Genomic DNA, 11357 nt, shown 5'->3' with positions numbered 1-11357 from the left:
TGCCCTTCTTGTGGGCGCGTCGAGATCGATGTTATCGAAGTTGCTAATGAAGTGGAGCGCCGGCTGGCCAAAGTACAGACCCCTATTCATGTAGCGGTGATGGGTTGTGTGGTGAATGGGCCTGGTGAAGCGCGAGATGCGGATGTCGGCCTGGCTGGAGGACGTGGCAAAGGCGTCATTTTCCGCAAAGGGCAGGTGGTGCGCACGGTGCCCGAAGAGGAATTCCTCGACGCGGTCTTAAAAGAGGTGGCCTCGCTTCTCCCAGAACATGAGGCGCGCCTGGTCTATCCCGAGGGAGGAATTAAGGAAAGCGCTGGGCGTCACCGCACGCGCGATGAGGGCATCACAGAAATTCCTGTGCTGAAGAGGTAGAGAGATGCGCTGAACTAAAAGAAAGCAGCTTTCAAAGCGTCCTCTGCGCGCAGCCTGGCTCCGGTGAGAAAGGGGCGTAGCCAGCAAGGCAGGGTAGCAGCGTAGAGCTATGCCCCGGTAGAAAGGTGCCAGGCTGCTCAAGCGACGCCCTCTGGCTAAACTGGCTAGAGGCGCTGGGCAAACGGGCTAGCCATTCTCGTCTTTCTGGAGTCCAAAAAAGGGAGAAGGCAGCCTTCTCTGAGCCATAGAGCAAGGAGCCGGATCGAAAGAGATCCCTTGTTTTCTTTTTGACCTCATTCACTGTTTTCTCTCCTTTTCCCCAGTTCTCTCATCCCCTTAACGGAGGCCTTCTTCCCTTTTCTTTAAAAAAAAGAAAAGAGGCGATCCTCTTTTACAGAATCACCTCTTAGAGTGGGCAATACAGGACTCGAACCTGTGACCTCTGCCATGTCAAGGCAGCGCTCTAACCGGACTGAGCTAATTGCCCAAGCCTTGGGTTGGATAGCTTTGCACTTCCTTCAGGACGTTCCTATGATAGCATTGCTCCCCCGCCCTGTCAAGCCCTTTTTTGGCTGGGGAGCGAAAAGGACAAAGCGCACGCCTGTTGACTGCTCGTTTGCTAAGTATCTGCCGGGGGCCGAGATAGGTCTGGCTATCCAGGAAAAAGGTACAATAGAACTGGAAAGTGACGGAGGCGGTGCCAGCTCCTGGCAAGTGCTGCGGCGTGAAGGAAGAAAGGAACCGCCAAGACAAGCAGGCCACCTTGCGCGCATGAACTCACAATGGTATACTCTCCAGGAAATCGCAGAATGGCAGAAAGACCGCGAGCGTGCTTTCAGGCAAATTGGCCAGCCGTGGCTGCATACAGGTCTTATTTTAGGGAGGAAGAGACCAGATGCATCCTTTGGCCTTCCTGCGGAGGCTACTGCAAGGCGATAACAGGCGTGTGTCCATTGGGCTCGTAAAGCGACGCCATTTCCTCGCTGCTTTCCTCGTTGCGATGCTCTGCTTGCTGCTCTCGCAACCATTCTCCTTGATGAGTCTGCTCCAGGCTAATGCCCAGGGCCTGGGGTATACCGCTCCAACGCTCGATTCAGACTGCGACCAGCTCAGCTTCAGCGCTGATGGCAATCCCTTTGCGCTCTGCCCTGGTCCCTTTCCACGGGGCGGAAACTGCGTCTGGTGGGCCTGGGAGCAGTGGCACTGGCTGCATTATGATCTCCCCCTCAATTGGGGAAATGCGGCGGACTGGATCAGTGACGCTCAGCGGGCTGGGCTGGCGGTGGGGACGCAACCCCGCGTCGGAGCGATTGCTGTCTTCCCCGTCGCTGACGGCGTCTGGGCCTACGGCTCCGCTGGCCACGTAGCTTTTGTCACCTGGGTCAGTCCTGACGGCGATACCTTCAATGTGACCTATCAAAACTACGGCGACCCTACCCCGGTGCACCTCGGCATTGGTTACCAGGTCTCGGTCATCAATCAGCCACGCTATCAGCGCGGTCAACTCCGCTTCATCTATTTCCCGGGCCAGATAGACCCGCAGCTCTTCGCGCGTTTGCCAGGTGTTGACAGCCAGGCCCTGGCGCAGGTGGTGGCGGCCAATCAGCAGCAGCAGCACGATCCGGCTCCGCTGACCACGGCGCGCCTGGCTCTTGGTCTGCCCCCAATCTCCTCGGAGCAGGAGTTTGATGCCGATTTTACTGGCAGCGGTCAGAGCGCTCTTCTGCTTTATAACCGCCAACAAGGCACGTTGAAGGTACTGCAGCTGCTGGATGCCGACCAGCTCAGCAGGCGCCCCGGTGGACGTCTCTGGCCCTATCCCGATGCGCCAGCGACTACCTCTGGCACGATCGCCGGCGCGCGGCTGGTGACCCTGGCCGATCGCCAGGTAGGACCACATGGTTGGGGCTCGGACCTCGATATCCGGATCGGCGATTTCGCGGGCCTCGGTCATGCTCAGATCCTGCTCTACAGCCGCTCTTCGGGGAAGATACAGATCTTGAGCCTGGGCCCTGATCTACAAATCAGCCAGCATATTACGCTCGATGGTTGGGGACCTGGTTGGGAAGTGTACACGGGTCGCTTCAATGGTCAGACGACGGGCTTGCTGCTCTACAATCGCTTTGTCAACACGCCGGTCCCGACCATTCCGACGCCAAGCTTGACGCCCACTCCTTTCCCAACTGTGACCAGCGAGCCAGGCGTCTCGCCTGTGCCCAGCCTGGTGCCGACGAAGACACCTACACCTTCGCCCACTCCAAAACCCTCGCCTACGGCGAGGCCAACTGCGACCGCGACACCGAAGCCGACGGCTACACCGAAGCCGACGGCCACGCCGCGGCCAACCGCGACCGCGACGCCGAGTCCGACCTCAACGCCGACACCGACGGCTACACCGACACCGACGGCCACGCCGCGGCCAACTGCGACCGCGACGCCGAGTCCGACGGCCACACCAACATCGACACCACGTCCCTCGCCAACAGCAGCGCCCAGGCCAAGCGCGACCCCTACCGTCACCCCTACGACCAGCCCTACAGTCACGCCGACGGCTACACCTGGTCCGACGCCTTCACCTACGGCGGGGACTATCTCCCGCACACTGGCCTCTGGTGAGGCAGGACCCTTGGCCATGCCGGATGGCCTGGCTCTGAGCTTGAGCCCCGGCGATGGCGGAGGCAATGACCTCGGGGGCAGCCAAAGCAATCAGTCTCAGTTGGTGCCGAATATAATACTGGTTGATTTCACGAGCAAATTTGGCATCAATCACCTCCAGCGCTATCTACTCTCACAGGACTCGTGGGAGATCTATGTCGGAAGCTTCGTGAACTCCCAGCAGGACGGTCTCTTTCTCTACGATCGCCTGAATGGCCAGGGGCGTCTGATCAGTTTTGATGCCCGCTTGCGGGTTGTCCATAACCAGGCCGTGACCGATCTCGGTGGCAACTGGCAAGTCTACAGTGGTGACTTTTGCGGCACTGGCCAGGCCCAGCTCTTGCTCTATGATCCCATCGCTGGCGAGGCGCAGCTCTTGATCCTGAAACCCGATCTACAGGTGCAGACGCGTCAGAGCTACAGCCAGTGGGGGAGCGGGGCGATCCTCTACACGGGGCACTTTGGCGGTGCGGCGGAGGGTATTATGCTGTATAACCCCCTGCAGGCTCAGAGTACCTTCATCGCCTTTGATCGTGATGGGCAAATTACCCACCAGTATACTGTAGCAAGCTGGGATCAGCGCTGGCAGGTTCTGATCGGCTCTTTCACCAATCATACGCGCTGTAGTGCTGAAGCGACCTGCCCATCTGGGGATGACATTCTGGTGCTCAATCGCCAGACGGGGCGCCTTGAACAGTACGCCTTCCGTTTCCAGTCAACCTTTAGGCTCTACGATAACCGTGTCCAGGCTTTCATGCGCGAAGGTCTGGCTCAGGAGCAGGATAACTATCTCAAGATAGTCGATACCTCGACCTTCAGCCTGCTGGCTGTCCTGGATACGCCGGTGCACAGCGAAGAGCTTTACTGATTCAATCAAGTATAAAGGAGTATAAGAGGAGGGAGGAAGGAGCCGCGGCAGCTGCTGAGCTGACTGCCAGGCTCATGGTAGAATAATGGGCATGCGTAACGTCTTCTTGATTGGGCTGTCCGGGAGTGGCAAGACGACCGTCGGGCGCCTGCTGGCGGAGCGCCTGGGAAGGCCCTTCATTGACACCGATCTGCTGGTAGAGCAGCGCTGTGGGAAGCGTATTGCCACCATCTTTGCTGAGGAGGGTGAGCGCGCTTTCCGGGCTCGTGAGAAGCTGGCCTTGCAAGAAGCGGCTGCCAGCGCCGGCGCCATTGTGGCCACGGGCGGGGGTATCGTCCTGGATGCTGACAATCGCCGGCTCATGGCTGAGCGGGGAGTACGGATCTTTCTGAGTGTCGAGCCGGAGACTGCTCTTGAACGCCTGCGTCAGCAAGAGGCGATAGCGCGGCGGGAAGGCCTCTCTCCCGAAGTGCGTCCGCTGCTGGCTGGTGATGATCCACTGGCGGCTCTGCGTCGCTTGCAGGCCGAGCGTCGGGCACTCTATGAAGAGGCTGAGGCTAGCTGCTCAACCGATGGCAAGAGCGGCGAGCAGGTCGCACGTGCTGTCCTGGCGGCCCTCATCGCCCTGGGAGCCCTGGAAGGAGAGGAGCCACTGGAGCGTCAGATTCGCGCTGGGGAGGGCTATGCGGCGATCGTCGATTGGGGTGGACTGGGACGCTTACCGGCGTATCTGGCGCGTCTGGAGCTGCCGCGGCGCGTCTTTCTCCTCAGCGACCAGCATGTCTATGATCTCTACGGGCCGCCTTTGCTCCGCACGCTGCAGCGAGCTGGTTGGAGCGCGAGTAGCTACGTCCTTCCTGCGGGCGAAGCCAGTAAGTCGCTGCAACAGCTGAGCGCCATCTACGACTGGCTCGTCGAGCAGCGGGCAGAGCGCCGTGAGGCCCTGCTGGCCCTCGGCGGTGGCGTCGTCGGCGATCTGGTTGGCTTTGCCGCCGCCACTTATCTCCGCGGCGTGCCCCTGGTGCAGCTGCCAACCTCGTTACTGGCCCAGGTTGATGCGGCCATTGGCGGAAAAACAGGAATCAATCATCCGCGGGGCAAAAACCTCATTGGCGCTTTCTATCAGCCCCGTCTGGTCTTGGCTGATCCAGCAACGCTGCTGACGCTGCCAGAGCGCGAGCGCACTGAGGGCTGGGCAGAGGTTGTCAAGTATGGTATGATACTCGACGCAGAACTCTTTACTTTGCTAGAAACCCATGCGGCGGCGCTGCGCGACTTCTCTTTGCCCCCGGCCTCTCTGTTGGCGCAGATCATCGCGCGTTGTATTGCCCTCAAGGCCGCAGTAATTGAGGAGGATGAACGCGAGCAGGGGCGGAGGGCGATCCTCAACTATGGGCATACGCTGGGCCATGCCCTGGAAAATGTGACCGGCTACGGCGAGTGGCTGCATGGGGAAGCGGTAGCGCTGGGCATGGTGGCCGCGGCTGAACTGGCTTGCCAGGCCGGCTTCCTGGCGCGTGAGGAGGCTGAGCGCCAGCGAGCGCTGCTAGCGGCTTTGGGACTGCCCACGGCCTATCATGGGAAGCCGCAGGCCGAGGCTTTGCTGGCCGCCATCCAGCTCGATAAAAAGGTGGCTCAGAAGCAAGTACGCTGGATCATGCCGCGCCGCATCGGCGAGGTCTTCCAGACAACGTTACCGGATGAGCTGGTCAGCAAGGTCGTGCGCTCCCTCTTTGGAGGCGAGAACATCACTCGCTCCAGCGCCGGGGCAAGGCAGGAAGAAGCATGACGCGCACGATCCTGGTGGTCAATGGACCGAACTTGAATCGTTTGGGCAAGCGGGAGCCGGCTATTTATGGCACGGTCACCTTGTCCTGGATTATCGAGCGCTTGCGCCGCCTCGCCGCTGAACATGGTGTCACGCTGCTCGATTTTCAGTCGAATCACGAGGGGGCGCTCATCGATTTTCTCCAAGAACAGGGAGAGCAGGCCGCCGGAGTGATCATTAACCCAGGGGCCTTGACTCACTACTCACTGGCCCTGCGCGATGCTCTGGCCGCCCTCGCGGTTCCGATTATCGAGGTCCATCTGAGCAATATTTATGCGCGGGAGCCTTTCCGCCATCAGTCAGTGACGGCAGCAGTTTGCCGCGGCCAGATCACTGGCCTGGGCTGGCGTGGCTACGAGCTGGCCCTGCGCGCCTTGCTCGATATCCTTACCGAGGAAGAAACTCGCGCAAAAGAGGAGCAGGCATGAAAGAAGAGAGCATCGCTGCTGTTCGCGCGTGGCTGCGCGAGCAGGAACTCGATGCCTGTTTGATTACGCAGCCCTACAATCGCGCGTATCTAAGCGGCTGGCTAGAGAGCGACCCCGAGGCGGCCTGGCTGCTCATCTCTCAAGAGCTGTGTCTGCTGATTACCTCCACGCTCTACCGCGAGGTAGCGGAGAAAGAGGCAGCGGGCTGTCAAGTGCTGGTGCCGGAGCGGCGCGACTTCGCCGAGGCGGTAGCAGCCCAGGCCCGTCAGTATGGTTGGCAGCGCCTGGGCTTCGAGGCGTCGGCCATCAGCTACAGCTCCTATGCCAGGCTCTCTCGTGGCGGCGAGGGCCACTACACCTTGCGGCCACTGGAGAGCACTATCGTCGACCGTCTACGCCAGGTCAAATCGGCCCAGGAGCTGGAACGGCTGCGCAAGGCCGCGGCGATTACTGACGAGACGTTTACTCATCTACGTCGCTGGCTACGCCCCGGACTGACCGAGAGAGAAGTGCAGTGGGAGATTATTCGAACCATGATCGCTCTGGGGGCTGATGGGCCGTCCTTCGAGCCGATCGTGGCGGCTGGCCCTAATGGCTCGATGCCCCATGCACGTGTCAGCGGGCGCCCCATTGAGGCAGGCGAGCTGATCACGATCGACATGGGGGCGCGCTACCAGGGCTATTGTGCCGATATGACCCGCACTGTCTGTCTTGGGGAACCGCGCGAGGAGCGTATGCGCACCCTCTATGGGGCCGTGCTAGAGGCCATGCGCACCTGTGAGCAGGGCCTGCGGGCAGGCCTCTCTGGACGTCAGGCCGACAGCCTGGCGCGAGATGTATTGGCGCGCTACGGCCTGGCTGAGTACTATATCCACAGCACCGGTCACGGCGTTGGCCTGGAGGTGCACGAGGAGCCACTGTTATCTCAGCGTGCACCCGAGGATAGCCGTTTGCCCGCCGGGGCCGTGGTGACCGTAGAGCCGGGGGTCTATATCCCAGGCTGGAGCGGCTTGCGCATTGAAGATAGTGTACTGGTGTTGGAAGATGGGGCGGAGGTGCTAACGCGCTCACCGCTCGATCTGATCATTCCGCAATAGGGAGTGTGTGGCGATGATTTCGACTGGCGACCTGAAAAAGGGCCTTTCTATAGAGCTGGACGGACAGCTCTATACCATTCTCGACTGGCAGCATATTAAACTTGGCCGCGGTGGTGCCACGGTTCGCCTGAAGCTGCGCAATCTGCGCACGGGCGCTATCGTCGAGCGAACCTTTGATGCCGGCGAGAAATTTAGGCGTGTCTTCCTGGACCGGGTGCATGTGATGTACCAGTATCGGGATGGCGATCAGTACCATTTTATGGATACGACCACCTACGAGGATATTGTCCTCACCGAGGACCAGCTCGGCGATGCTCGACTCTATCTGACCGATAATATGGAGCTGGATATCATTATGTACGAAGGCCAGCCGATCTCGGTGGAGCTGCCGGAAAAGGTGGTCCTTCGGGTGACCTATACGGAGCCGGGCGTCAAGGGCGATACCGCAACTGGTGGTTCGAAGCCAGCCACCACGGAGACAGGCCTGGTGGTGCAGGTCCCGCTCTTTGTCAACATCGGCGACCTGATCCGCATCAATACCACCACTGGTGAGTACGTTGAACGCGCGTAGTCTGTCAGTGCAGAGGAGGACCAGAACAATGGAAACCAAGGGATCGCGCCGGGGAGGCAGCCGCGCTGCTCTGGAGAACGGTTCTTCTGGCACTGAAGAGCTGACAGTTGAACAGATCAAGCGCCTGGTGCAGTTGCTCGACAGGAGTGATGTGAGCGAGCTGGAGCTGCGCGCTCCAACGGCGGGCCTACGCCTGGCGCTGCGCAAGGCGCGCCTCAGCGGCGCCGATGGTCTGGCGGCGGCAGAACTCGTTGATGAAGAAGAGGCGCCGACAGAGGAACAGCCAGCAACCGCCGTCGAAACCCGACACACGATTGTCTCTCCCTGGGTCGGTATCTTTCATCGCTGGGCCAGGCCCAAAGAGCAGCGCCCTGCGGTCCAGGTCGGCGATCAGGTCAAGGTGGGCCAGCTGGTGGCCACCGTCGAGGCGCTCAATGTCATCAATGAGGTCGAATCACCGGTAGCGGGCCGCGTCGCTGAGGTCCTGGTGGAAGAAGGCCAGCCAGTCGAGTACGGGCAGCCGCTGATGGTGATCGATAGCGCCGGCGAGGCTTAGCCGAGGAGCGGGAGGGCGCTGATGCTGGCGACACTCAATGAGCCGCCGTTGACGGTCTCCGAGGCGGTTCATTACCTGAAGAAATTGCTGGAGCAGGATGAGCTGCTGTGCAGTCTCTGGGTGCAGGGAGAAATCTCTGATTATAAGGTTCATCTGGCTTCCGGCCATTGTTATTTCACCTTGAAAGACGAAACAGCCCAGCTGTTATGCGTCTTTTTCAAGCATGCTCGCCAGCGGGCCGGCTTGCCTGAGCTGCGCAACGGCATGGCGGTGCTGGCCGCCGGCTATGTCTCGTTCTATGAGCAACATGGTCGGCTGCAGCTCTATGTCGAGTATGTCGAGCCTCTAGGCGAGGGCGCCCTCTATCGCCGCTTTGAGCAACTGAAAGAGCGGCTGGCTGCGGAGGGCCTCTTTGCCGAGGCGCGTAAGCGTCCGCTCCCTTCAGCGCCAGCGGTAATCGGTGTGGTGACCTCACTGCAGGCGGCAGCCCTCCGCGACATGCTACGCGTACTCCGCACCCGCTATCCACTGGCGGAAGTGCTGATTGCCCCCGCCCTGGTACAGGGGGAGGAGGCTCCGGCCTCTATTGCCGCCGCTCTTGATCTGTTAAATGAGCATGGAGAAGCAGAGGTGATCATTGTGGCGCGCGGCGGCGGCTCGCGTGAAGAGCTGTGGGCCTTCAACGACGAGCTGGTGGCACGCGCCATCGCTCGCTCACGCATTCCGGTCATCAGTGGCGTCGGCCATGAGACCGATGTCACCATCGCCGACCTGGTAGCCGACTATCGGGCTTCAACACCGACCGCCGCCGCGACCATCGCTGTGCCCGATGTGGCTCGCTGGCGCCAGGACTTGCTTGAGTGGCAGCGGCGCTTGCAGGAGTGTATGTGGTCGTCCCTGGCCGAGCAGCGTGAGCGCTTACTGCGCGCCGAGCGCGATCTCCGGCGCGCTAGCCCTCGTGGGCAATTGGATCAGCAACGCCAGCAGCTGGATGATCTGAGCGAGCGCTTGCTCGTCAGTATGCAGACGCTCCTCACTCTGCAGCGCGAACGTCTCCGCGGAATCGCAGGTCATCTGGAAACGCTCTCTCCGCTGGAGACGCTCGCACGGGGCTACGCCATTGTGCGACGCGCCGAAGACCAGGCGCTGGTTACCACTGTCGATCAGGTCCACCCTGGCGATCGCTTGCTGCTCCAGCTCGCGAACGGTTCCGTGACCGTTCAGGTGCTCCCCTAAGCGAGTCATCCCTGCCGCGCGACCTTGCTTGAGGTGATCTGCGTTCCCTTGCTGCTCTCTCTGGCTGTCAGCTCCCTCAAGGTCAACGGCCTGCAAGCTGTGGCGAAAGCTTCACTGCTGCTCACTTTGCTAGTAACAAGCCTGATCCCGTCTTCTTTGTTGGCTTTACTCGGAGAACCTGCGGAATGGTGTGCACTATGGAAGAGTTGACTTTTGAAGAGGCATTTCAACAGCTAGAGGAAACAGTGCTCACCCTACAAAATGGACAACTTCCTCTAGAAAAAGCGATTGAACATTTCGAACGTGGTATGCGTCTGGTGCATTACTGCAACGATCTCTTACAGCGGGCAGAGCTGCGCGTTAGGCAGCTGACGGTAGACGGCCAGGGTATGCCAGTGGCGCAGCCGCTGGAGCTGAGCCAGCTCATGGACGAGATCGAGTAGGAAGCAGGGCGCGCATAGTTGCAGGTGTCGATGGCATCGTTGCTAGAGAATCGTGCCTTGTTGGCAGCCTTGCTGGCCTGGGCCTTGGCCCAGGTGAGCAAGACCCTTATCGAGGTTGTCACCCAGCGGCGACTGAACCTGCGCCGGCTGGTCTCGGCAGGAGGAATGCCTAGCGCCCACTCAGCTCTTGTCATGGGACTGGCCACGGCGGTAGGCCGTCTGGCTGGCCTCTCCTCGACCAGTTTTGCCATCAGTATCGTGCTGGCGGGCGTGGTCATGTATGATGCGGCGGGCGTAAGGCGCGCTGTCAGCATTCAGGCCCGGATGTTGAACCAGATGCTGGAGGAAGCCTTTAAGGGCCACCCTATTGGAGAGCAGCGTCTGCGTGAACTGATTGGCCATACTCCGGTGCAGGTCCTGGTTGGGGGACTGCTGGGCATTGCGATCGGCTTGCTCGTGACGGCCTGAGCGTGCCTCGATGGTCTTCAATAGCGCCTGCACTTGCTCGAAGAGAAAAGAGCGGTAGGAAGATCATGATATAGTATTTTTTTGGGGAGAAGCGCAGTAATGGAGCATGAGCACACGAGTGGGAAGGATATCTTTATTCATCCGACGGCGGATATCTCGCCAGAGGCGCGGATCGGCGCAGGGACACGCATCTGGGGTCTGGCCCAGGTACGTGAAGGAGCCGTGATTGGCGAAGAGTGCATTCTGGGGCGAGGCGTCTATATCGATGCGGGCGTACACATCGGGGCGCGGGTCAAGATTCAGAACTACGTATCGGTCTTCGAGGGTGTAACAATCGAGGACGGCGTCTTTATTGGCCCCCATGTCTGCTTTACGAACGATCTGTTGCCGCGGGCGATTACGCCCGATGGGCGCCTGAAGGGGGCCCAGGACTGGCAGATTACGCCCACGGTGGTGCGCTATGGGGCTTCGCTTGGGGCGCGAACGGTGGTAGTCTGTGGGGTAACCATTGGCGAGTTTGCTCTCGTGGGAGCCGGTTCGGTGGTCACGCGCGACGTACCAGCTCATGCTCTGGTTTATGGTAATCCGGCGCGCCAGCATGGCTACGTCTGTCGCTGTGCGCGGCGCCTGAGCGAGCTGCGCGAGGAGGGGGGGCAGCTCGTTGGCTGGTGTTCGGCCTGTCAGCGCCTTTGCCTGCTGCCTGCTCACCCCGAAGGGTGGAGGTGAACAGGGAGAGGCAACGGGGTAGTGCGCTGCGCTTCCCTGCTCACCCCGCAAGGTCAAGTGGCAGCCGTGGACGTCACGGCGCCGGGGGAAGGGGGGGATAGTAGTGGGG

General features: G+C 60.6%; 11 protein-coding genes and 1 tRNA gene. 11 read left to right on the top strand and 1 reads right to left on the bottom strand.

Annotated features, from left to right (window positions below; genetic code table 11):
* Positions 1-372, top strand: a 372-nt coding sequence (locus IRZ31_RS16835; protein WP_297155728.1) for a flavodoxin-dependent (E)-4-hydroxy-3-methylbut-2-enyl-diphosphate synthase, incomplete at its 5' end; no start/stop codon positions are given.
* Between the two features lie 412 nt (positions 373-784).
* On the opposite strand, the gene IRZ31_RS16830 is transcribed toward IRZ31_RS16835, so the two are convergent.
* A tRNA-Val gene (locus tag IRZ31_RS16830) sits at positions 785-859 on the bottom strand.
* Between the two features lie 459 nt (positions 860-1318).
* Here IRZ31_RS16830 and IRZ31_RS16825 point away from each other — a divergent pair.
* The 10 genes from IRZ31_RS16825 to IRZ31_RS16780 all read left to right on the top strand — a co-directional run bounded on the left by IRZ31_RS16825 (position 1319) and on the right by IRZ31_RS16780 (position 11248).
* Complete coding sequence (locus tag IRZ31_RS16825) at positions 1319-3895, top strand: CHAP domain-containing protein (protein ID WP_297155726.1); 2577 nt, start codon at positions 1319-1321, stop codon at positions 3893-3895.
* A gap of 91 nt (positions 3896-3986) precedes the next feature.
* Positions 3987-5684 (top strand): 3-dehydroquinate synthase, encoded by a 1698-nt coding sequence (aroB, locus tag IRZ31_RS16820; RefSeq protein WP_297155721.1) that lies wholly within the window; start codon positions 3987-3989, stop codon positions 5682-5684.
* Entirely contained in the window at positions 5681-6151 is a 471-nt protein-coding gene (gene aroQ / locus IRZ31_RS16815; protein WP_297155719.1) for a type II 3-dehydroquinate dehydratase, read from the top strand. The genes aroB and aroQ overlap by 4 nt, the downstream gene beginning before the upstream one ends.
* Positions 6148-7248 (top strand): aminopeptidase P family protein, encoded by a 1101-nt coding sequence (locus tag IRZ31_RS16810; protein WP_297155717.1) that lies wholly within the window; start codon positions 6148-6150, stop codon positions 7246-7248. The genes aroQ and IRZ31_RS16810 overlap by 4 nt, the downstream gene beginning before the upstream one ends.
* A 13-nt stretch (positions 7249-7261) precedes the next feature.
* Positions 7262-7819 (top strand): elongation factor P, encoded by a 558-nt coding sequence (efp, locus tag IRZ31_RS16805; RefSeq protein ID WP_112427579.1) that lies wholly within the window; start codon positions 7262-7264, stop codon positions 7817-7819.
* A 28-nt stretch (positions 7820-7847) separates the two neighbouring features.
* A complete protein-coding gene (locus IRZ31_RS16800) occupies positions 7848-8375 on the top strand; it encodes a biotin/lipoyl-containing protein (RefSeq protein ID WP_297155714.1) in 528 nt (175 codons plus the stop codon).
* Between the two features lie 21 nt (positions 8376-8396).
* Entirely contained in the window at positions 8397-9611 is a 1215-nt protein-coding gene (gene xseA / locus IRZ31_RS16795) for an exodeoxyribonuclease VII large subunit (RefSeq protein ID WP_297155712.1), read from the top strand.
* A 197-nt stretch (positions 9612-9808) separates the two neighbouring features.
* Entirely contained in the window at positions 9809-10054 is a 246-nt protein-coding gene (xseB, locus tag IRZ31_RS16790) for an exodeoxyribonuclease VII small subunit (RefSeq protein WP_297155709.1), read from the top strand.
* Positions 10055-10084: 30 nt separating this feature from the next.
* On the top strand, positions 10085-10522 hold the full coding sequence (locus tag IRZ31_RS16785; RefSeq protein WP_297155707.1) for a divergent PAP2 family protein: 438 nt from the start codon (positions 10085-10087) through the stop codon (positions 10520-10522).
* 99 nt (positions 10523-10621) lie between these two features.
* Entirely contained in the window at positions 10622-11248 is a 627-nt protein-coding gene (locus tag IRZ31_RS16780) for an acyltransferase (protein WP_297155705.1), read from the top strand.
* Positions 11249-11357 lie beyond the last annotated feature (109 nt).

The sequence above is a fragment of the Thermogemmatispora sp. genome, assembly GCF_019683635.1.
GTDB lineage: Bacteria > Chloroflexota > Ktedonobacteria > Ktedonobacterales > Ktedonobacteraceae > Thermogemmatispora.
Note: the sequence above shows the minus strand (reverse complement) of the source record. Positions and strands in the feature narration are given on the sequence as shown.

Coding starts and splice junctions, on each gene's coding strand:
- aroB (WP_297155721.1), top strand. CDS start 3,987: ATGCGTAACGTCTTCTTGATTGGGCTGTCCGGGAGTGGCAAGACGACC.
- aroQ (WP_297155719.1), top strand. CDS start 5,681: ATGACGCGCACGATCCTGGTGGTCAATGGACCGAACTTGAATCGTTTG.
- IRZ31_RS16810 (WP_297155717.1), top strand. CDS start 6,148: ATGAAAGAAGAGAGCATCGCTGCTGTTCGCGCGTGGCTGCGCGAGCAG.
- efp (WP_112427579.1), top strand. CDS start 7,262: ATGATTTCGACTGGCGACCTGAAAAAGGGCCTTTCTATAGAGCTGGAC.
- IRZ31_RS16800 (WP_297155714.1), top strand. CDS start 7,848: ATGGAAACCAAGGGATCGCGCCGGGGAGGCAGCCGCGCTGCTCTGGAG.
- xseA (WP_297155712.1), top strand. CDS start 8,397: ATGCTGGCGACACTCAATGAGCCGCCGTTGACGGTCTCCGAGGCGGTT.
- xseB (WP_297155709.1), top strand. CDS start 9,809: ATGGAAGAGTTGACTTTTGAAGAGGCATTTCAACAGCTAGAGGAAACA.
- IRZ31_RS16785 (WP_297155707.1), top strand. CDS start 10,085: ATGGCATCGTTGCTAGAGAATCGTGCCTTGTTGGCAGCCTTGCTGGCC.
- IRZ31_RS16780 (WP_297155705.1), top strand. CDS start 10,622: ATGGAGCATGAGCACACGAGTGGGAAGGATATCTTTATTCATCCGACG.